Genomic DNA, 21,663 nt, shown 5'->3' on the forward strand with positions numbered 1-21,663 from the left:
TCAAGGATCAATCGATCCTGATGCTTGATCGTTACTCTATTCCTACTTGGTTAAGGAATTTTTTCAAACGAGGATCTTGTGGATTATCGAAGATATCCTGTGGAGAACCTTGCTCAACGATATTGCCTTCCGCCATGAAGATCACTCTATCAGCGACTTCTTTCGCGAATTGCATCTCGTGCGTCACCACCAGCATGGTTTGATGCTGATTAGCTAACTTCTTCATTAATGAGAGAACTTCACCGACCCATTCAGGATCCAGCGCAGAAGTTGGTTCGTCAAACAACAGCAGTTCTGGTTGCAGCGCCATCGCTCGGCCGATACCCACACGTTGTTGTTGGCCGCCAGACAATGCCGCTGGATAACTATCGCCTTTATCCCCAAGGCCGATGTCATCCAGAATTTGTTGCGCTCGTTTGAGAGCATCGGCTTTTTTCCAGCCTCGAACGGTCACTAGACCTTCGGCAATGTTCTGGCGCGCATTCATGTGGGCAAACAGGGCATAGTTTTGGAACACAAAGCCAGTTCGACGACGCAGCGCTAATACTTCGGCTTTAGTGTGTTTTTGAGTATCAACGGAGATGTCATCTATCGTGATACGACCTTCATCTGCTTGTTCTAGAAAGTTCACCGTACGCAGCAAGGTTGATTTACCCGTACCACTTGAGCCGATAATCACGATGATCTCACCTTGCTTAATATCGAGGTCGATGCCTTTCAGCACTTCAGTCTCACCAAAACGTTTGTGAATATTTTCTAACTTAATCATCGTACGTACGCCTTATTCAGTTTTGCTTCTGCCCAGATTTGTACGCGAGTCAGAATCACCACCACGCCCCAGTAAATAAGAGCAACCGCAAGGAAAGCTTCAAAGAAACGGAAACTTGATGAGGCTTCCATCTGTGCTTTCGCCATGATTTCGGCCACACCAAGCGTGAAAGCAAGAGACGTTGACTTGATCATATCGATGAAATAGTTCATCAATGAAGGCAGTGCGACACGCGTTGCTTGAGGTAAAATCACTCGGCGCATTGCTTGGGATGTCGTCATACCGACCGATAAGCTCGCTTCCATTTGGCTGCGATCAATGCCAATAATGGCGGCACGAATACTTTCCGCCATATAAGCGGCAAAGTGCAGCGTTAAACCGATAACCGCTGCTGAAAAGGCGTCGATACCGACCATCAATGGAAAAATTTGCGGTAAGCCGTAATAGAGCAGGAAAAGCTGAACCAACAGTGGGGTGCCACGGAAGAAGCTGATGTACAGTTGGCTTAATTGATCCAGAACTGGCAGTTTAAATACGCGAATATTGGCTAAAATGACGGATAAAATCAGCGAAAACACCAATCCCCATGTCGCCATTTCCATGGTTGTGCCAAGATATTTCAGCAATATCGGCAGCAGTTCCAACATGTAATTAAAGTCAAATCCCATACGGCTTACCTAAAGGCTAGAGAAAAGAAAAGGTGGAAAACAAGTTCCACCTTTACGTAAGTTTATTTTAGTCCGAGAGTGATACCACTTTGCGGCCTAAAGTACAAAGAGTTCTTATTTCGTGATGTCAGCGCCAAACCACTTCACGGAAATTTTCTCTACTGTACCATCTGCGCGCATCTCAGCCAGTGCTTTGTTTACTTCTTCTTGCAGCTTACGACCTTTCTCGTTGTCAACGAAAGGCCATGCGTTTTGAATGGTCTCAAACGGTTCGCCTGCCAATTCCAGAGGAAGGCCAGTTTTCTTAATCAGCTCTAACGCAGAAAGACGATCCATTACAAACGCGTCTGCACGACCGAGCGCCACGTCATGTTCGATACCTGTGTCGTACGTTTTAATGTTGATCTTGCCGTCTTTGTCGTATTGACGCAGCAGTTGCTCAAAGTTAGAGCCTAGGTTCACCGCAACGGTCTTGCCCGCAAGATCGTCAACACCTTTGATGCTGTCGTTGCCTTTACGCACGGTAATTTGTGCGCCATCTACAACGTAAGGGTCAGCAAATAGGTATTTAGCTTTACGCTCGTCAGTCATGGTGATTTGGTTGGAGATCGTATCGATACGACCAGTTTCTAAAAGACCAAATAAACCAGAGAAGTTGGCTGTTACGTATTCGATTTTGTAATCGTTACGTTTACCGATTTCATCCCACATGTCGACTTCAAAGCCTTGTAGCTTGTCTTGCTTTACAAAAGTAAACGGGAAGTAGCGACCTGACATACCAACTTTGACTTCAGTAGCGGCTTGTACGGTTGCTGCCGACAGTGCAATGGCTGCAACGGCAACCTTAATCCAGTTTTTCATAATACATCTCCATAATTTTATGGTTGGAAATACTACTGTTAGTTAGCTCAATTAAATAAATAACCAAGAGCAATAACCTAGACCTGTGAGTTATTAGATAATAGAAGAAGAATGTTAAATGTGACGAAAATGCGAACTGAACCTAGCGAAATGATCGACAAAATCAGCATTGGGAATAAAATAATACACAGACTTATCACCAATCGCTCGATCTTGTGAATTTTGCCCAATTGTGGATCGTTGTGTGGGCAAATTTGGGGCAAGGTGTGTTGATCTCATCAAGTTTGCAGAAATAATTGTGAATAACTTGGATCTTATTCACTGGATCGTCGATCAATCGCTGGCGATCTTGGTTATCAACAGGTAAAATTGCCAGTCTTTTCCGATAATTCAATTACTCAGTGGGGGCACCGTGTCATCTTCGCTTTGGCTGCAATGTTTGCAGCAGCTTCAAGAAGAGCTACCAGCTACAGAATTCAGCATGTGGGTTCGTCCGCTACAAGCGGAGCTCAATGACAATACTCTCACTCTATTCGCGCCAAACCGCTTTGTGTTGGACTGGGTGCGTGATAAGTATCTGAACAATATTACTCGCTTACTGCAGGAATACTGCGGTGGCGATATTCCTAACTTACGTTTTGAAGTGGGGAGCCGACCTGTCTCTGCACCAAAACCAGCGCCGACACGTACGCCTGCAGATGTGGCTGCCGAGTCATCTGCACCTGCGCAATTACAGGCGCGTAAGCCAGTACACAAAACCTGGGATGACGACGCTCAAGCGATTGCGGCTATCAATCACCGCTCAAACATGAACCCAAAACACAAGTTCGATAACTTTGTTGAAGGTAAGTCGAACCAACTGGGTTTGGCTGCGGCGCGTCAGGTATCGGATAACCCAGGTGCAGCTTACAACCCACTATTCCTATACGGCGGCACGGGTTTGGGTAAAACCCACTTATTGCATGCGGTGGGTAACGCGATTGTGGATAACAACCCGAACGCAAAAGTGGTCTACATGCACTCAGAACGTTTTGTGCAAGACATGGTGAAAGCGCTGCAAAACAATGCGATTGAAGAATTCAAACGCTACTACCGCAGCGTGGATGCGCTCCTTATCGATGACATCCAATTCTTTGCTAATAAAGAACGTTCACAAGAAGAATTCTTCCATACCTTCAACGCACTATTGGAAGGTAATCAGCAGATCATTCTAACGTCTGACCGTTATCCTAAAGAAATTAATGGCGTTGAAGATCGTCTTAAATCTCGCTTTGGTTGGGGTCTTACTGTTGCGATCGAGCCGCCTGAGCTTGAAACGCGTGTGGCGATCTTGATGAAAAAAGCTGAAGATCACCAAATCCACCTTGCTGATGAAGTGGCATTCTTCATTGCCAAGCGTCTGCGTTCGAACGTTCGTGAGCTAGAAGGTGCACTGAACCGTGTTATTGCGAACGCGAACTTTACTGGCCGTCCAATTACGATTGATTTTGTTCGTGAAGCGCTGCGCGATCTGCTTGCTCTACAAGAGAAGCTTGTGACAATCGATAACATTCAAAAGACAGTGGCGGAATACTACAAGATTAAAGTAGCGGACTTGCTGTCTAAGCGTCGTTCTCGTTCTGTAGCGCGTCCTCGTCAGCTGGCTATGGCGTTAGCAAAAGAGCTAACCAACCACAGTTTGCCTGAAATTGGCGATGCGTTTGGGGGCCGCGATCATACGACCGTACTTCATGCTTGTCGCAAGATTGAGCAGCTGCGTGAAGAGAGCCACGACATTAAAGAAGATTACTCTAACTTGATTCGCACCCTGTCTTCGTAATCGGTTAGAATAACGGTATTCTAAGCAAATCATTTATTGAGCTGACAGCGTAAAGAGCCAAGCATGAAATTTACCATTGAACGTAGTCATTTAATCAAACCGCTACAGCAGGTTTCGGGCGCTTTAGGTGGCCGACCAACTCTGCCAATCCTGGGTAACCTACTTCTTAAAGTAGAAGAGAACGTATTGTCGATGACGGCAACCGATCTTGAAGTAGAGTTAGTAAGCAAAGTGATGCTAGAAGGTGATTTTGAAGCGGGCAGCATTACCGTTCCTTCGCGTAAGTTTCTCGATATCTGCCGTGGTTTACCGGACGATGCGATCATCACATTTGTATTAGAAGGTGATCGCGTACAAGTTCGCTCTGGTCGCAGCCGTTTCTCATTGGCAACGCTTCCTGCGAACGATTTCCCTAATATTGAAGACTGGCAAAGCGAAGTGGAAGTATCACTGAGCCAAGCTGATTTACGTACGCTGATCGACAAAACTCAGTTCTCGATGGCGAATCAAGACGTTCGTTACTACCTCAACGGCATGTTGTTTGAAATTGACGGCACCACGCTACGCAGCGTGGCGACGGACGGCCACCGTATGGCGGTATCGCAAACTCAGCTAGGTGCGGACTTTGCGCAGAAGCAAATCATCGTGCCACGCAAAGGTGTGCAAGAATTAGTAAAGTTGATGGATGCGCCAGAGCAGCCTGTCGTACTTCAGATCGGTAGCTCCAATGTTCGTGCTGAGGTGAATAACTTTACTTTTACCTCTAAGTTGGTTGATGGTCGTTTCCCTGACTACCGCCGTGTATTGCCTCAGAGTACCAATAAGACACTAATAGCCAGTTGTGACGAGTTGCGCCAAGCCTTCTCTCGTGCTGCGATTCTTTCCAACGAAAAATTCCGTGGCGTGCGTGTGAATCTGGCTGATACTGAAATGCGCATAACTGCGAATAACCCAGAACAAGAAGAAGCGGAAGAGATGCTTGATGTAAGCTTTGAAGGTGACGCCATCGAAATCGGCTTTAACGTAAGCTATGTGCTTGATGTTCTGAACACGTTGCGTTGTGAAAATGTACGTGTGTCGATGTCGGATGCTAACGCTAGCGCGTTGATTGAAAATGCCGACGATGACAGTGCCATGTACGTGGTGATGCCAATTCGTCTATAAGCCAACTGAATGCCTCTTTCTCGTCTCATCATTCAGCAGTTTCGAAACATTAAAGCCTGTGATATTGAGTTATCAGCAGGCTTTAACTTTCTTATCGGGCCGAACGGCAGCGGTAAAACCAGTGTCTTAGAAGCGGTTTATCTGCTCGGGCATGGCCGCTCATTCAAGAGCTCTCTCACCGGACGAGTGATACAAAATGAGTGTGACGAACTGTTTGTTCATGGTCGTTTTTTGAACTCGGATCAATTTGAGCTACCTATCGGCATTAATAAGCAGCGTGATGGCTCAACAGAGGTTAAAATAGGCGGTCAATCTGGACAAAAATTAGCGCAGTTGGCACAAGTTCTGCCTCTGCAGTTGATACACCCAGAAGGGTTTGATTTACTGACAGATGGCCCTAAACATCGTCGTGCGTTTATTGATTGGGGCGTGTTTCATACCGAGCCCGCTTTTTATCAAGCATGGGGAAGGTTCAAGCGCCTGAACAAGCAGCGCAACGCGTTGTTGAAAACCGCCAATAGTTATCGTGAGCTCAGTTATTGGGATCAGGAAATGGCAGGGTTGGCTGAAAACATCAGCCAATGGCGAGCAAGTTACATCGAGCAGATGAAAACCGTCGCAGAAACTATCTGTCAGACATTTTTGCCAGAATTTGAGATCCAATTGAAGTATTATCGTGGCTGGGATAAAGACACTCCATACCACGAGATACTAGAAAAGAATTTTGAGCGTGATCAGGCATTGGGATACACCTTTAGTGGCCCAAACAAAGCTGATTTGCGCATTAAAGTGAACGGAACGCCCGTTGAAGATGTTCTGTCACGCGGTCAATTAAAACTCATGGTGTGTGCATTGCGTGTAGCGCAAGGGCAACACCTGACAGAGATGGCCGGTAAACAATGCATTTACCTAATTGATGACTTCGCGTCGGAATTAGATAGCCAACGTCGCAAGCGTCTTGCTGACTGCTTAAAAGAGACGGGCGCACAAGTATTTGTAAGCTCTATCACTGAAAGCCAAATCGCCGATATGTTGGACGATAACGGTAAATTGTTTCATGTGGAACATGGCAGGATAGAGTCAAACTAGAAGAGAGAAACTCATGTCTGAAAATTACGATTCATCGAGTATTAAGGTACTGAAGGGTCTGGATGCGGTACGTAAGCGTCCAGGAATGTACATCGGCGATACGGACGACGGCACCGGCCTTCACCACATGGTTTTCGAGGTGGTGGATAACTCAATTGATGAAGCGTTGGCAGGTCACTGTAAAGACATCGTTGTGACAATTCATGAGGATAACTCGGTTTCCGTTAGCGATGATGGTCGTGGCATTCCAACAGAAATCCACTCAGAGGAAAATGTCTCTGCAGCAGAAGTAATCATGACGGTTCTTCACGCGGGTGGTAAGTTCGACGATAACTCATACAAAGTATCGGGTGGTCTTCACGGGGTAGGTGTTTCAGTAGTAAACGCACTATCAGAGAAAGTTGAGCTAACGATTCATCGTGGTGGCCATATCCATACGCAAACCTACCGCCATGGTGAGCCTCAAGCGCCACTAGCCGTTGTGGGTGATACGGATAAAACCGGTACACAAATTCGTTTCTGGCCAAGTGCCGAAACGTTCTCTAACACTGAGTTCCACTATGACATTCTGGCGAAACGCCTGCGTGAACTGTCATTCCTGAACTCTGGTGTGTCGATCAAATTGGTTGATGAACGTGAAGCGGACAAACATGATCACTTCATGTATGAAGGTGGTATTCAAGCGTTCGTTGATCACCTAAACACCAACAAAACGCCAATCATCGAAAAAATCTTCCACTTTAACTCTGAGCGTGAAGACGGCATTTCAGTTGAAGTGGCGATGCAATGGAACGATGGTTTCCAAGAGAACATCTTCTGCTTTACCAACAATATCCCACAGCGTGATGGTGGTACTCACCTTGCTGGTTTCCGTGCTGCGCTAACACGTACATTGAACAGCTTTATGGATAAAGAAGGTTTCTCGAAGAAAGCGAAAACAGCGACTTCAGGCGACGATGCGCGTGAAGGTCTAACTGCGGTTGTTTCGGTGAAAGTGCCTGATCCTAAGTTCTCAAGCCAAACAAAAGACAAACTGGTTTCTTCTGAAGTGAAATCAGCTGTTGAGTCTGCAATGGGTGAAAAACTGTCTGAGTTTCTGATTGAGAACCCGACAGAAGCGAAGATGGTTTGTTCGAAAATCATCGATGCAGCACGTGCTCGTGAAGCAGCGCGTAAAGCTCGTGAAATGACGCGCCGTAAAGGTGCACTAGACCTAGCTGGCCTTCCAGGTAAACTTGCAGACTGTCAGGAAAAAGATCCGGCACTCTCTGAACTATACATAGTGGAGGGTGATTCGGCAGGCGGCTCCGCAAAACAAGGCCGTAACCGTAAGAACCAAGCAATCCTACCGCTAAAAGGTAAGATTCTTAACGTAGAAAAAGCGCGTTTCGACAAGATGCTGTCTTCGCAAGAAGTAGCAACGCTGATCACTGCACTTGGTTGTGGTATCGGTCGTGACGAGTACAACCCGGACAAGCTTCGTTACCACAACATCATCATCATGACCGATGCCGATGTCGATGGTTCGCACATCCGTACGCTACTGTTGACCTTCTTCTACCGTCAAATGCCAGAGCTTATCGAGCGTGGCTATGTGTACATCGCTCAGCCACCACTATACAAAGTGAAAAAAGGCAAACAAGAGCAGTACATCAAAGATGAAGAAGCGATGAACCAATACCAAGTATCATTGGCTCTGGACAACGCATCGCTACACGTAAACGCAGAAGCACCAGCATTGGCAGGTGAAGCACTAGAGAAGCTTGTTCAACAGTACAATGCGGGTATTAAACTGGCGGAACGTATGAGCCGTCGTTACCCAAGTGCTTTGGTAAACGAGTTGATTTACACTCCTCGCCTAACGCCAGAGCAATGCCATGACGCATCAGTTGTGGAAGCTTGGACGAAGCAGCTTATTGAACAGCTGAATGCGAAAGAAGTGGGTGCAAGCCAGTACAGCTACGAAGTTGAGCAGCACGAAGAGCTAGGCTTAAACTTGCCTAAGATTGTGGTTCGTACTCACGGCGTGACGCACGAACATGCAATTAGCATCGACTTCCTAAACTCGAAAGAGTACGGCAAGTTGGCCGATCTATCAGAAGCACTTGATGGACTTCTGGAAGAAGGCGCGTACATCAAACGTGGTGAGCGTACTATGCCAGTGGCAAACTTTGCAGAAGCGCTTGACTGGTTAGTGAAAGAGTCAATGCGTGGATTAAGCCGTCAGCGCTACAAAGGTCTAGGTGAGATGAACCCAGACCAACTTTGGGAAACCACCATGGACCCAGAAACACGTCGTATGATGCAGGTAACGATTGAAGATGCGGTAGGCGCAGATCAACTGTTCACGACGCTAATGGGTGACCAAGTAGAGCCTCGTCGTAACTTCATCGAAGAGAACGCACTGAAAGTAGCGAACCTAGACGTATAACGACACTGTTCGTGATAGTAAAAAGCAGCGAGAAATCGCTGCTTTTTTTGTTGTACCACCAGCTAAAATCGCCACTTTCTGCTAAAGCGGATGTTTTTCTGGTACTAACTGCCAACAACCCGATCAAGCCTGCCATTTTATTTCTGTTTTCTTTTTTTCTCGCCATTTTGTTCGCTTGAGCGTTTTTGCTTTCTTTTTTCTGCTCGCTATAGTGCTGAAGAGCTGATGAATAAGGAGACTAAGAAAATGGTGATGACTTTCCTGAACTAAGCCGGAAGTGATGCACTTCCGGTTCAATGCACTGAATTTATTTGTAAGACAAGGCATTAAGAAGGAAATAATCATGTTTGAACGCTGGTTCTCAGCGTACTGCTTGGCGCTGCGAACTTGGTGGTTAACCAGTCGCTTTTTAACCTATCAATCACCACTAAGGTTGTTATCGCTATTTGAAATCTGCGAGCAACAAGCCCATTGCCGTAACCGAGCTCGTATTGCGGTTGGGGACACGGTTCGCTTAGTGGATGTTGAACGCGCCTATCAATATCGCATGACATTGGTCAGCTCGCGTAAGGGGCAACCCATGACAGGTATGCTCGCGGTCGATTCTTATTTGGGGTCTCGACTGTTAGGTCGAGCTAAAAATGATGCGCTCGAAGTGGAAATTTTTAATCAGCGACGCTGCTTTGTGATTACTGAAATTGTTCATCAATCGCAGCCACCAGCTCAGAAAATGCTGTGTGGTTGTCTGTTGTGCCAATAAATAGAGGTGAAGTCATGAGTAAGAAAGAAAAGAAACAACCGCAGTTGAGTCTAAAAGAAAAGCGCAAACTAAAGCAGGAAAAGGCGGCAGAAAAGGACGTTGTAAAAGCGCGTAAATCCTCCCGCAAGTAAAGTGTAGATTGAGCCCCCCAGAACGGCGGGCTTTTTATCACAGATCGCGAAGTGATGAGGAACTAAGCTGTTCAAGGGGATAGTGGATGCTTTAAAAATTTTTTATTTTTTCCCTTGAAAGTCATTTTTGACGACCTTATATCTAGTTACGAAGAGGGTGACTGGCTTGCTAGAGACTAGAAGACCAGCCCTCTGAAATCGCTAAAACGAGATCGCTCAGAAGAGGATATGGCGTTTTAGCACACAACTTAAACCTTTAGATTCAATATCATGTCTCCGAGCCAAACCAAGGCCAGTGGAATGATAAGAATCTCTTAGTTCGGCGTTGGTTTTTGCATAAACACGCCAGTAGGATGAAACTCATCTGAACTAAGACTATTGCTTAATTAAGAGGATAGATTTATGCGTAATGTAGATTTCTCACCACTATACCGTAATGCAATTGGCTTTGATCGTCTGCTAAACCTGATGGAAGCGAATACAGCGAAAAATACTTCTGGCGGTTACCCTCCATACAACATTGAGCAAAAAGACGAGCACAACTACCGTATTACTATGGCCGTTGCTGGCTTTGCTGAAGAACAGCTCGATCTGACTCAAAACGAAAACATGTTGATTGTAAAGGGCGAACGTAAAGCCGAAGAAGGCAAAAACTATGTTTACCAAGGTATTGCAGAACGTGATTTTGAACGTAAATTCCAGCTAGCGGATTACGTAAAAGTTGTCGGTGCATCAATGGAAAACGGTCTGCTTCATATCGATTTAGTTCGTGAAATCCCTGAAGCCATGCAACCACGTAAGATTGCTATCGGTGGTAACAACCTGATTGAGAACAACTAATCAGTTAACCACCCGGTTATAGAATGAGAAAGAGCGCCGTATGGGCGCTCTTTTTAGTTTGGGGGGTTTCAAATCCGCTATTTCAAAGCCGTAATTTCAAAGAGAAGAACGGCTGAGTTCAATCCGTCTATTTACCTTCGCGGTAAGCCTTTTCCACTTCTTCAGCGATAATCGCAATGCCTTTTTGCATCATCTCATCATCTTGAACGTAGTTCATACGCAGGCATTGGTGCGCGTGATCCCACTCGTCTTGCTGACCAATAAAGAAATATTCACCAGGGACAATCAATACGCCACGCGCTTTCAAGCGTTGGTACAGTTCCATTGTTGAGATTGGCAGTTCATCAAACCATAACCACAAGAAGATAGCGCCTTCCGGCTTGTGGATGCGGAATCGCTCATCGGTAATTGCTTGTTGGAGCAGTTCAACCGCACGTTGTGATTTTTGCTTGTAGAACGGCTTAATCACCTCTGAACTCAGTTTAAGCAGATCACCTTTGCCAATTATATGGTTTGCCAGCGCTGGACCAACACTGCCCGGCGCTAGGCTGATGATGCCGTTCATATTGGTTAACGCTTGAGTGATTTCTTCACTCGCAATCACAATGCCACAACGCACACCTGGCAAGCCAAGTTTAGATAGGCTCATGCATAGGATGGTGTTTTCATTCCAGAACGGTTCGACATCTTCAAAGATGATGTTCGGGAAAGGTAGACCGTAGGCATTATCGATGATCAGCGGGATGTTGTTCTCACGTGCTAGCTTGTCCAGCTTACGTACTTCTTCGTCTGTCAGTACATTACCCGTTGGGTTGGTTGGACGAGATGCACAGATTGCCGCAACAGAGTCGTCGACGGTTAGCTGCTCAAAATCGACGTGGTATTTAAACAGACCGTTATCTAACAGCTCGATTTCTGGGTGGTAAGAGATAAAGATATCTTCATCAATGCCTGCATCACCATAACCGATATACTCAGGTGCGATAGGCAGTAGCACTTTCTTATGCGAACCATCTGGCTGTTTACCTGCCAACAAGTTGAACAAGTAGAAAAAGCCACTTTGGCTGCCGTTAGTTAGGCTGATGTTTTTTTCTGAAATATCCCAGCCGTAAGTTTCACGGAATAACTGAGCTAGCGCTTTGACGAACGCGTCTTTACCCTGCGGGCCATCGTAGTTGGCGAGGGCGGCGACGAGCTCCCCACTGGCGAGCATTTCCTCACTGGCTTGGTGAAAGTAATCGAGCATGGCAGGAATGGCGGCAGGATTACCTCCACCGAGCATGATGGCACCTGGTGTGCGCAGACCATCATTCAAATCGTCCATTAACTGCGTAATACCTGAATACTGATTAAATTTTTCACCAAACTTTGAGAACTGCATGCTGACTTATACCTAATTCATTGTGATTGCTTTGTGTATGTTTATGCCGATGTTTTATCGGCTTATCGAGTAATCCTTGACCTTACCTCAATGCGTAATTAACGCAAAGTGTGAATTAAGCCGAAAAAGAAAAAAGTGTGTCATTAGACCAGAGGTACGAGATAAAAAGGCAAAAAGAGCAATAAAAAAGGGAAGCTTATGCTTCCCTTGCTGGTGGAGAGAGTGTGATTTACTCACCGGTGTAAACAATCAGCACCTTATCGTCTTGGTATTGGCGTTCGAACGCGTAGTAACCTTCTTGGTTGCGAGTGATGTGCTTACCTTGAGCAACTGCTGGGTGGCGTTTACGGAATTCACCCAACTTTTGCCAGTGTTGCAGTAGATCTTCACGTTCGCCATGAATCTTATCCCATGGCATATCTGAGCGTGTGCCTTGGTGAGCATCTGAACCAGTAATGCCAAAATCACGAGCTATCTCATCACCGTAATAGATCTGTACTGCACCCGGAGCCAGCATCAGTGCATTCGCGGCACGTGCTTGGTCATCAAAGCTGCGGCTGCGCGCTGACCAAAACAGCTGTGTATCGTGTGAAGACAAGTAGCTCAACACGTTGAACTCAGGATCGTTATTGATGCGCTCTGCATAGCGGCGGTAATCATTATCAAGTTGAGCGAAACACTTCAGTGCTTTTGGTGCCACATCAGATTGGAACTCGAAGTTAATGATGGAATCGAAGCCGTTATCGAAATACGGGCTCTTCACTACGCTGTGTGCCCATACTTCACCCGTCATCCAGAAAGGTAGATCATCCAAGGCTTTGTCCGGGTTGTTTTGCTTCCATTGAGCTAGCGCTTGAGTGGTGCTGGCTTTCAGCTCTGCCCACGCTTCCATTTCAACGTGTTTGGCTGTGTCAACGCGGAAGCCATCAATGCCGTAGTCACGTACCCAATCGGATAACCAGGTAATCAGGTGTTCACGTGGGGTTTGTAGCTCATCTTGCGCATTGGTGTCTTTATTGCGGAAGAAGTTTGGTAGTCCGGTTTTCTGAGTCGATTCGGTTTTGAGATCCGGTAGGTAGTTCAAAGACATGGTGATGTCGTTGTAGCCCGGAGCATCGTAGTCACCAATGTCAGTGCGGATCCAATCTTTGCCCCACCATTTATCCCACGCTTCGCTATCACCGTATTTGATGTAGTCGTTAAAGCTGTGCCAGCTTTGTCCTGATTTTGGCTGCCAGTCGGTCCATTTTTCACCAAGGACTTCTTTGGCTTCTTGGTCATCAAGGTAAAGCTGACCAAATCCGAATTCCTGCATGTCTGCTAATGTCGCATAACCTGTGTGGTTCATGACCACATCCCAAATCACGCGGATACCTTTCTTATGGGCAGTATCGACGAAGGTTCTGAGTTCATCTTCGGTACCCATGTTGGCATCAAGCTTGGTCCAATCTTGGTGATAGTAGCCGTGGTAGCCGTAGTGTTTAAAATCGCCTTTATCGCCGCCGCCAACCCAGCCGTGGATTTGTTCCAGTGGTGAAGTTATCCAGATAGCATTGACACCAAGTGATTCGATGTAATCGAGTTTTTTCGTCAGACCCGCTAAGTCACCACCGTGGAAGGTGCCAATCTCGTATTTTCCATCTTTGCTGCGACCGTAGCTGTTGTCGTTGTCTGGGTTGCCATTGTAGAAGCGGTCAGTCATGACGAAGTACACCGTCGCGTTATCCCAGCTGAACGGTTTATCGGCTTGCTGTTCAACCTCTTCTAGTAACAACAGACCTTGACTCATAGGACCCGGCTGCATGGTGACGCTGCCATTGGCGACTGTGGCTTCTTGTTCGGTTAAGGCATCACGAACGACAGTGCCATCATTAAAGGTTTGAGCAACATTGATGGTTTTTGGCGTGTCAGTTGCGACAGGGCAAGAGTAGGTGATGTCCTGACTCTGTTTTGGTTTGATTTTTACAGTTAGCTCATTGGTGGTTGGATTGAGCGTAAATTGATAGGTATTGGCTTTGAAGATGCGCAGCGGCATTTGTGCATCAGTGGCGCAGTTATCCATTTTTAATGGACGATTGAACTTGATGCGATTTTCTTCTGCTAGGGCAAAGCTACTGCCACAGCTTTGCTTGCTGTCAGCAATGGTAAAGGTGTAACTGCCTTTTTCGAGTTTTTGCTCGGCGACAAGTAAGCCTTGTGAGTTTTCTTCAAAAACAGCGGTGTCATCACCGACGCTTAATACGATGGCATTTTCTGGAATCTGGCTGCAGGCGCTCAGCAGACCGATAGAGAGTGCGAGAATTGTTTTTTTCATTGTGTCCTTCCCCCGAATAAACAGTCCAGTTATAGCAAAACTGTGCCTCTACAATCCGAGCTCTACACCAACAAGTTAAACGCGTCTCACCCTACAAATTTTAGTCTTGTTCACAAAATGAATAATAAGCGTCACCTTCATCGGTTTGAAGGCAACAAAAAAGGGAAGCATCTGCTTCCCTTTTACTTATTTCTTAATCACTTCGAAGAGTAATGAATTACTTTTGAAGCAAAGAAATGTCTGCGATCTGAAGGAACAGGTTACGCAGGTTGTTCAGTAGTGTCAGACGGTTCTTCTTAAGTGCTTCGTCGTCTGCCATTACCATTACGTTATCAAAGAACGCGTCAACTGGTTCACGTAGGTCTGCTAGCTTGCTTAGGGCTTCTTGGTAGTTACCTGTAGCAAATGCTGGCTCTAGCGCTTCTGTCATTACTTCAACGCTTTCTGCTAGTGCTTTCTCTGCGTCTTCTTGTAGAAGTGCTAGGTCGATGTCTGCTGCTAGTTCGCCGTCGAATTTCGCTAGGATGTTACCTACACGTTTGTTCGCTGCGGCTAGAGACTCTGCTGCTTCTAGTTCACGGAAGTGAGAAACCGCTTTAACTCGTTGGTCGAAGTCTGCTGGTTTCGTCGGACGACGAGCTAGAACCGCTTGAATGATGTCTACGCTGAAGCCTTCGTCTTGGTACCAAGCACGGAAACGACCAAGCATGAACTCGATAACGTCTTGTTCAACGTTGTCGTTGGTTAGGCGGTCGCCAAACAGTGACTTCGCTTTCGCTACTAGGTCAACAAGATCTAGGTTGTAGCCGTATTCAACGATGATACGTAGTACACCTAGAGATGCGCGGCGTAGTGCGAATGGGTCGCTGCCTTTAGGTGCTTGACCAATACCGAAGATACCTACGATAGTGTCTAGCTTGTCTGCCATTGCAACTGCAGTTGAAACACCGTTTGATGGCAGTTCATCACCTGCGAAACGAGGCATGTATTGCTCGTTCAGTGCTACTGCAACTTCTTCTGCTTCACCGTCGTGGCGAGCATAGTGCATACCCATAACACCTTGAGTATCCGTGAATTCGAATACCATTGAGGTCATTAGGTCACATTTTGCTAGTAGACCAGCACGCTTTGATTTCTCAACGTCAGCACCGATTTGCTCAGCAATGTAGCCAGCAAGCTCTGTGATGCGGTCTGTTTTGTCTTTGATCGTACCCAGTTGCTTTTGGAAGATCGCTTGCTCTAGTTCAGGCAGACGGTCGATAAGTGGACGCTTACGGTCTGTGTTGAAGAAGAACTCTGCGTCAGCAAGACGAGGACGAACCACTTTCTCGTTACCTTCGATTACGTAACGAGGCTCTTTTGATTCGATGTTCGATACGAAGATGAAGTTAGGTAGTAGCTTCTTGTTTTCGTCGTAAACAGGGAAGTACTTTTGGTCACCTTTCATGGTGTAAACCAACGCTTCAGAAGGCACTTTTAGGAACTCTTCTTCAAACTTCGCTGTTAGTACCACTGGCCATTCAACCAGAGACGTTACTTCTTCTACTAGGTCATCTTCTAGGTCAGCGATACCGCCAACCGCTGCTGCCGCTTTTTGTGCGTCAGCTAGGATGATTGCTTTACGCGCTTCGTAATCTGCCATTACTTTACCGCGCTCTTCTAGGATCGCAGGGTATTGTTCAGCAGAATCGATAGTGAACTCTTGCTCACCCATGAAGCGGTGACCACGGATAGTGCGGTCTGAAGCGACACCAAGAATCTCGCCTTCGATTAGATCGCTGCCCATTAGCATGGTTAGCGTCTTAACTGGACGGATAAATTGAGTCGTTTTGTTACCCCAGCGCATTGGTTTTGCGATAGGTAGGTTTGCTAGTGCTTTCGCTGCAAGTTCAACTACGATCTCAGACGTTGGCTGACCTTTCACTTCTTGTTTGAACAGTAGCCATTCACCTTTGTCTGTAACCATGCGCTCTGCTTGGTCAACCGTGATGCCACAACCGCGTGCCCAGCCTTGAGCCGCTTTTGTTGGGTTGCCTTCCGCGTCAAACGCTGCAGAAACCGCAGGACCACGTTTTTCAACAACTTTGTCAGACTGGCTGTCTGCTAGTGCTGCGACTTTAAGTGCAAGACGACGAGGTGCCGCGAACCATTTCACGCCTTCGTGAGCAAGCTCAGCGCCTTTTAGTTCTGCTTCGAAGTTTGCTGCGAATGCTTCAGCTAGAGTGCGAAGTTGCGTTGGTGGTAGCTCTTCTGTACCTAGCTCGATTAGAAATTCTTTTGCCATGTTACTCTACCCCTTACGCTTGTTCTTTCTTACACATTGGGAAACCAAGAGCTTCACGCGATGCGTAGTATGCTTCTGCAACTGCTTTCGTCAGGTTGCGGATGCGTAGGATGTAACGTTGGCGTTCAGTTACTGAGATCGCTTTACGTGCGTCTAGTAGGTTGAATGCGTGACCGGCTTTTAGAATGCGCTCGTAAGCCGGTAGTGGCAGTGGCTTTTCAAGCTCAAGCAGCTCTTTACACTCTTTCTCGCACTGTTCGAAGAAACCAAATAGGAATTCAACGTCTGCGTGCTCGAAGTTGTAAGTCGATTGCTCTACTTCATTTTGGTGGAAGATATCACCGTAAGTCACTTTGCTGCCATCTGGTGCGATGTTCCAAACGAGGTCGTAAACAGAGTCTACTTCTTGGATGTACATTGCTAGACGTTCGATACCGTAAGTGATTTCACCAGTTACTGGTTTACACTCAAGACCACCAACTTGCTGGAAGTAAGTAAACTGGGTCACTTCCATGCCGTTTAGCCAAACTTCCCAGCCCAGACCCCATGCGCCTAGTGTTGGGTTTTCCCAGTTGTCTTCTACGAAACGGATGTCGTGTACAAGAGGGTCAATACCAAGAACTTCAAGGGAGCCAAGGTACAACTCTTGAATATTGTCAGGCGATGGTTTTAGCGCTACTTGGAATTGGTAGTAGTGCTGAAGACGGTTAGGGTTTTCACCGTAACGGCCATCAGTAGGACGACGTGAAGGTTGTACGTAAGCTGTCGACATTGGCTCTGGGCCAAGCGCTCGTAGACAGGTCATTGGGTGAGAGGTACCCGCACCCACTTCCATATCTAGCGGTTGAACAATGGTACAACCATTTTGAGCCCAATAATCCTGCAGCGCGAGGATCATTCCCTGGAAGGTTTTGATATCGTATTTTTGCATAAGTCAGGTTCGCGCGATTCTCTTGTTACTCGTTAATTCGTCATCTATGCCGAGTTTTTCAACTCTAACAACGGCGATAAAGAGTAATTACGGTTGAATAAATTAACAATCTAGTATAACCAGATATTGAGCATGGGAGTAGAGCTAATCTTGATTAATTCGTGGGCGATTTTCTCCTTTAATGAATTTTTACCGCGTTATCTGCTGTATTTTTCCTAAAAGGGAGTTTTTGCCTGCTTTGGCTCTTGAGAAGCGCAACAAAGGTGGCTAGAATTGCGCCTGTCTTTGGGGAGTAGCTTACCTGATGAAGTTTCTGTTTCATCTGGTTCGTCCGTCAACATAATTGGTGCAAAATCACCATGGCGTTCGAGACTTGAAGCCTTTCAAGTTTAGCAAGACCTTAGACAAATCATCACGAACCGGGGTAGGGGCGTGAGGTTTGTCTTCGGTTAAAAATAATAATCCCTGCCCCAATGAGCATGTCGTGAGCGTTTTAGCTATTTCAATTACTACTGTAGCGTTAGCAGAAATTGGCGATAAGACCCAATTGCTATCTCTATTACTCGCAAGTCGTTACCGAAAACCAATCCCAATTATTGCAGCAATCTTTTTGGCAACTATTGCCAACCACGCTTTGGCTGCATGGTTAGGTGTGGTTGTCGCAGACTATCTATCACCTGAGATTTTAAAGTGGGTGCTGGTGGTCAGTTTTGTCGCGATGGCGGCTTGGGTTCTGATCCCGGACAAACTGGATGATGACGAGCAGATTTCTAATCGAGGCCCATTTATTGCCAGCTTTATCGCGTTCTTCGTTGCGGAGATAGGCGATAAAACTCAGATCGCCACTTCCATCTTAGGGGCGCAATACGCGGATGCGTTAAGTTTGGTGATTATCGGTACCACAATCGGTATGCTGCTTGCGAATGTACCTGTGGTCCTGATTGGTAAATTGTCGGCCGACAAGATGCCTTTAGGGCTGATCCGTAAAATTACCGCATTTTTGTTTATTGCTCTGGCAATAGGGGCTGCACTGTTCTGATTTTTTGCACGTGAAATGATGTGAGTTATCAATCATTAGTGGCGTGCTGCGCGAGTTCAAACTCTGACTCTAAATCGTTCCGTTGCGTGACGGATGACATATAAGTGTCATACTTGTCATGGTAGTTTAATGGTGTGAATGATAGCGAGAGGGCAAGTTTATGCTTACACGTTACATGGGGATGTCCCCGAAGAGTCAGAGTTATTTATTCACTTTTGGTTTAGCGCTGTGTTTACTAGCGATGGTGCTAACTGATATGTGGTTACCGATTGTAGCAGGATCGTTCGTTCTTACTGGATTGACAGTAGAAGCGTGGATTCGTGTCGCTCACATCATTCCTATGCATGAAGAGATGCGGGCAATGAAGAAACAACTTAACAAGCTCCAATCAGAAGTTCGCACACTCGAATACGACGAATAAACAAACGGCAGCCAATATAGGCTGCCGTTTTTAGTTCGACCAGATTATTCCAATCCTTTCTTGATCAGGTACTGATACGGAACTTGCTCCGTTTGTGCCGCAACTAATTGGTGGTCCATAAAGCGGCAGAAACTCGGAATGTCTCGAGTCGTGGATGGATCGTCTGCTTTGACCAGCAAAATCTCACCATCTTGCATGTTGCGAATTGTCTTCCTGACCATCATCACTGGCTCTGGGCAGCGCAGTCCTTCCGCCTCTAATGTCTTGTTTGCCAGTTCAGGATTAAAGCTCATAGTGTGATTCTCGTAACTAACTGAACGTTGAATTTTACTTTCGTTGAAAAAATATTCAATAACCACTTGGCAAACCGAATTTTTTGTTTTACCTTAAATTAACAATTTGGTAACAACTGGCAAGGGAGAGGCAATGTTAACAGCGTTAGACAGACTTACGATTTACTCAGTGCTGTGTTTTATCTCGTTTTGTGCATTGGTACTCAGGACGCCAGCTGACACCTCTTTGACGCCTCTCGTAGGCATGGTTGCCACTATTATTGGGATTTGGATCGAGATGCGCAGATGGTCTGGCGCATCTGAGCAAGAAAATTAGCGCTTCTTGCTTGGATCAGAATGCTTTTAATAACGCTCACCTATTTTTACCGACACTTCATTCCGACACTATCCCCATTTTTCTTGGGCTTCCCCGCTGAAAGGCGGGATTTTTTTTGCCTAAAGAGTACAATTTACCCAAACACATACAAAATAAGTGGCTAATTCGTGGAACTGGAAGATATCTATCGCCGAGATTTAAATTTACTGGTTGCGTTGCGAGTACTGATAGAAGAAAACAGTGTCAGTAAGGCGGCAACACGTCTGAACTTGAGTCAATCGGCAATGAGTCGTGTGCTTGGTCGTCTGCGTGACTTATTGGGAGATCCGCTGTTTACTCGTCAGGGACAGCATTTGATCCCAACTCAGAAAGCGTTAGAGATCGATCGCTCATTGGGCGAGCCATTAGAGTCTTTACGTCAGTTGTTATCTCCGGTTGAGTTTGACCCATTGCAATGCGTGCAGACTTTCAACATCGTGACCACCGACTATGCCATGCAAACAATCTTACCGTTCGCTTTGCCGAGAATTTACCAAGAAGCGCCAAACGTGTCTTTCAACTTCTTACCACTGCAACACGACCGTTTATCAGATCAGCTCACTTATGAAGGTGCAGACTTAGCGATTTGTCGCCCGACAGGCCCGGTAGAGCCTCTACGCAGTGAAGTGTTGGGGCGAGTGGGGGTGCTGTGTATGCTTTCAAAACAGCATCCATTAGCGGATAAAGAAATGAGCTTGGATGATTATCTGAGTCATCCACATGCCATGATCGCCATCAGTGATGGTGTTAAGGCACTGATCGAACAAGCTTTGATGGAGAAACCTAAGCGTAAAATGGTTCTGCGGGCTTATCATTTAGAAGCCGCATTGGCGATCATGGATACCTTGCCAATTATCATCACAGTACCAGCGGATTTGGCGTATCTGGTTGCCGAGCGTTATGACTTGGTGGTGAAACCATTACCATTCCAATTCACGCCGTTTGAATACTCGATGATTTGGCATGCGCGTTGCGAACATTCTCCCGCTCAAGAATGGTTAAGAACGATTGTGCGTGAAGAGTGTAGCCGTCTGATAGCTAAACGTATCGAAGATATGGGACTGAACTGCTAACAAAAAAGAGCCAGCAATGCCGGCTCTTCGTCTATTTACACTGAGTCAGTGTTTATAGCTTGATAACCACACGACCCGTTACTTGACCGTTGGTGATGTCTTCTGCATATTTCGGTGCTTCAGCAAGAGCAACTTCAGTACACGCTTGCTCGAAGTAGCTGTCTGGTAGTAGCTCGACCAGCTTTTCCCATGCAGCGATACGTTTCTCTGTTGGGCACATTACTGAGTCCACACCTTGTAGGCGAACATTACGTAGGATGAACGGCATCACTGTGGTTGGTAGATCAAAACCACCAGCAAGACCACAAGCTGCAACTGCACTGTTGTAATCCATTTGCGCCAATACTTTTGCTAGTACTTTGCTTCCTACAGTATCAACCGCACCTGCCCATACTTGTTTTTCAAGCGGACGTGCTGGTTCTTCAAATTCAGTACGGTCGATGATGCGGCTAGCACCTAGTTTTTCAAGTAGCGGGCCGTTTTTCTCTACACGACCTGTCACTGCAGCAACTTTGTAGCCAAGCTGTGCTAGAAGCGTTACTGCGACTGAGCCTACACCGCCACTTGCGCCAGTTACTAGGATTTCGCCATTTTCAGGTTTGATGCCTGCATCAAGCAGTGCTTGAACACACAGCATACCAGTGAAGCCAGCAGTACCAACCATCATTGCTTTCTTGCTGTCTAGACCTTTTGGTAGTGGTACTAGCCAATCCGCTTTTAGACGAGCACGCTGAGACATACCACCCCAGTGGTTTTCACCCACGCCCCAGCCAGTAAGGACAACTTTGTCACCAGCTTGGTAGCGGTCGTCTTCTGAGCTTACTACCGTACCTGCTAGGTCAATACCTGGCACCATCGGGAAGTTACGGATGATTTTACCTTTACCTGTGATCGCAAGACCGTCTTTGTAGTTTAACGATGAGTAATCAACGTCAATCAAAACGTCGCCTTCAGGCAGTTGTGTTTCATCGATTTGCTCGATGTTAGCGATAGTACGTTTGTCTTCTTGATTTAGAACTAGAGCATTAAACATAAGGTTC

The 21,663-nt window shown here is 46.3% G+C and carries 19 protein-coding genes; 10 read left to right on the top strand and 9 right to left on the bottom strand.

Annotated features, from left to right (window positions below):
* Window positions 1–31 precede the first annotated feature (31 nt).
* The 3 genes from R7035_RS20490 to R7035_RS20500 all read right to left on the bottom strand — a co-directional run bounded on the left by R7035_RS20490 (window position 32) and on the right by R7035_RS20500 (window position 2,298).
* Complete coding sequence (locus tag R7035_RS20490; protein WP_005378827.1) at window positions 32–769, bottom strand: amino acid ABC transporter ATP-binding protein; 738 nt, start codon at window positions 767–769, stop codon at window positions 32–34.
* Window positions 766–1,437: an amino acid ABC transporter permease gene (locus R7035_RS20495; RefSeq protein WP_005378829.1), complete on the bottom strand. Its 672-nt coding sequence runs from the start codon at window positions 1,435–1,437 to the stop codon at window positions 766–768. Before R7035_RS20495 ends, R7035_RS20490 begins: the two co-directional genes overlap by 4 nt.
* A gap of 114 nt (window positions 1,438–1,551) precedes the next feature.
* Window positions 1,552–2,298 (bottom strand): amino acid ABC transporter substrate-binding protein, encoded by a 747-nt coding sequence (locus R7035_RS20500; protein ID WP_005378831.1) that lies wholly within the window; start codon window positions 2,296–2,298, stop codon window positions 1,552–1,554.
* Between the two features lie 412 nt (window positions 2,299–2,710).
* On the opposite strand from R7035_RS20500, the gene dnaA reads away from it, so the two are divergent.
* The 6 genes from dnaA to R7035_RS20530 all read left to right on the top strand — a co-directional run bounded on the left by dnaA (window position 2,711) and on the right by R7035_RS20530 (window position 10,532).
* Entirely contained in the window at window positions 2,711–4,117 is a 1,407-nt protein-coding gene (dnaA, locus tag R7035_RS20505) for a chromosomal replication initiator protein DnaA (protein ID WP_005378835.1), read from the top strand.
* Between the two features lie 63 nt (window positions 4,118–4,180).
* The gene (gene dnaN / locus R7035_RS20510) at window positions 4,181–5,281 is read left to right on the top strand and encodes a DNA polymerase III subunit beta (protein ID WP_186584578.1); all 1,101 of its coding nucleotides are present in this window, start codon (window positions 4,181–4,183) and stop codon (window positions 5,279–5,281) included.
* A gap of 9 nt (window positions 5,282–5,290) precedes the next feature.
* On the top strand, window positions 5,291–6,370 hold the full coding sequence (recF, locus tag R7035_RS20515; RefSeq protein ID WP_005378839.1) for a DNA replication/repair protein RecF: 1,080 nt from the start codon (window positions 5,291–5,293) through the stop codon (window positions 6,368–6,370).
* Between the two features lie 13 nt (window positions 6,371–6,383).
* Complete coding sequence (gene gyrB / locus R7035_RS20520; protein WP_005378841.1) at window positions 6,384–8,801, top strand: DNA topoisomerase (ATP-hydrolyzing) subunit B; 2,418 nt, start codon at window positions 6,384–6,386, stop codon at window positions 8,799–8,801.
* Between the two features lie 343 nt (window positions 8,802–9,144).
* Window positions 9,145–9,561 (top strand): GreA/GreB family elongation factor, encoded by a 417-nt coding sequence (locus R7035_RS20525; protein ID WP_017635594.1) that lies wholly within the window; start codon window positions 9,145–9,147, stop codon window positions 9,559–9,561.
* A 533-nt stretch (window positions 9,562–10,094) separates the two neighbouring features.
* Window positions 10,095–10,532 (top strand): Hsp20 family protein, encoded by a 438-nt coding sequence (locus R7035_RS20530; RefSeq protein WP_005378857.1) that lies wholly within the window; start codon window positions 10,095–10,097, stop codon window positions 10,530–10,532.
* 127 nt (window positions 10,533–10,659) lie between these two features.
* On the opposite strand, the gene R7035_RS20535 is transcribed toward R7035_RS20530, so the two are convergent.
* The 4 genes from R7035_RS20535 to glyQ all read right to left on the bottom strand — a co-directional run bounded on the left by R7035_RS20535 (window position 10,660) and on the right by glyQ (window position 17,442).
* Window positions 10,660–11,913, bottom strand: coding sequence for a valine--pyruvate transaminase (locus R7035_RS20535; protein ID WP_318146245.1), 1,254 nt, complete (start codon window positions 11,911–11,913; stop codon window positions 10,660–10,662).
* Window positions 11,914–12,142: 229 nt separating this feature from the next.
* The gene (locus tag R7035_RS20540; protein WP_318146246.1) at window positions 12,143–14,227 is read right to left on the bottom strand and encodes an alpha-amylase; all 2,085 of its coding nucleotides are present in this window, start codon (window positions 14,225–14,227) and stop codon (window positions 12,143–12,145) included.
* A gap of 217 nt (window positions 14,228–14,444) precedes the next feature.
* Window positions 14,445–16,511 (bottom strand): glycine--tRNA ligase subunit beta, encoded by a 2,067-nt coding sequence (gene glyS, locus R7035_RS20545; RefSeq protein ID WP_005378875.1) that lies wholly within the window; start codon window positions 16,509–16,511, stop codon window positions 14,445–14,447.
* Between the two features lie 13 nt (window positions 16,512–16,524).
* Entirely contained in the window at window positions 16,525–17,442 is a 918-nt protein-coding gene (gene glyQ, locus R7035_RS20550; RefSeq protein WP_005383818.1) for a glycine--tRNA ligase subunit alpha, read from the bottom strand.
* Between the two features lie 484 nt (window positions 17,443–17,926).
* On the opposite strand from glyQ, the gene R7035_RS20555 reads away from it, so the two are divergent.
* Both R7035_RS20555 and R7035_RS20560 read left to right on the top strand, forming a co-directional pair.
* Window positions 17,927–18,481, top strand: a complete 555-nt coding sequence (locus R7035_RS20555; RefSeq protein ID WP_005378877.1) for a TMEM165/GDT1 family protein — start codon at window positions 17,927–17,929, stop codon at window positions 18,479–18,481.
* Window positions 18,482–18,641: 160 nt separating this feature from the next.
* A complete protein-coding gene (locus R7035_RS20560) occupies window positions 18,642–18,902 on the top strand; it encodes a hypothetical protein (RefSeq protein WP_005378878.1) in 261 nt (86 codons plus the stop codon).
* A gap of 44 nt (window positions 18,903–18,946) precedes the next feature.
* Here R7035_RS20560 and tusA read toward each other — a convergent pair whose 3' ends face one another.
* The gene (tusA, locus tag R7035_RS20565; RefSeq protein ID WP_005378879.1) at window positions 18,947–19,195 is read right to left on the bottom strand and encodes a sulfurtransferase TusA; all 249 of its coding nucleotides are present in this window, start codon (window positions 19,193–19,195) and stop codon (window positions 18,947–18,949) included.
* Window positions 19,196–19,328: 133 nt separating this feature from the next.
* Between tusA and R7035_RS20570 the strand changes: the two genes are divergently transcribed.
* The gene (locus R7035_RS20570) at window positions 19,329–19,511 is read left to right on the top strand and encodes a hypothetical protein (RefSeq protein ID WP_005378880.1); all 183 of its coding nucleotides are present in this window, start codon (window positions 19,329–19,331) and stop codon (window positions 19,509–19,511) included.
* Window positions 19,512–19,678: 167 nt separating this feature from the next.
* Window positions 19,679–20,623 (top strand): LysR family transcriptional regulator, encoded by a 945-nt coding sequence (locus R7035_RS20575; RefSeq protein ID WP_005378881.1) that lies wholly within the window; start codon window positions 19,679–19,681, stop codon window positions 20,621–20,623.
* A gap of 52 nt (window positions 20,624–20,675) precedes the next feature.
* Here R7035_RS20575 and R7035_RS20580 read toward each other — a convergent pair whose 3' ends face one another.
* Window positions 20,676–21,656 (bottom strand): MDR family oxidoreductase, encoded by a 981-nt coding sequence (locus R7035_RS20580; protein WP_005378882.1) that lies wholly within the window; start codon window positions 21,654–21,656, stop codon window positions 20,676–20,678.
* Window positions 21,657–21,663 lie beyond the last annotated feature (7 nt).

The sequence above is a fragment of the Vibrio sp. 1731 genome (genome assembly GCF_033339955.1).
Classification (GTDB): Bacteria; Pseudomonadota; Gammaproteobacteria; order Enterobacterales; family Vibrionaceae; genus Vibrio; species Vibrio alginolyticus.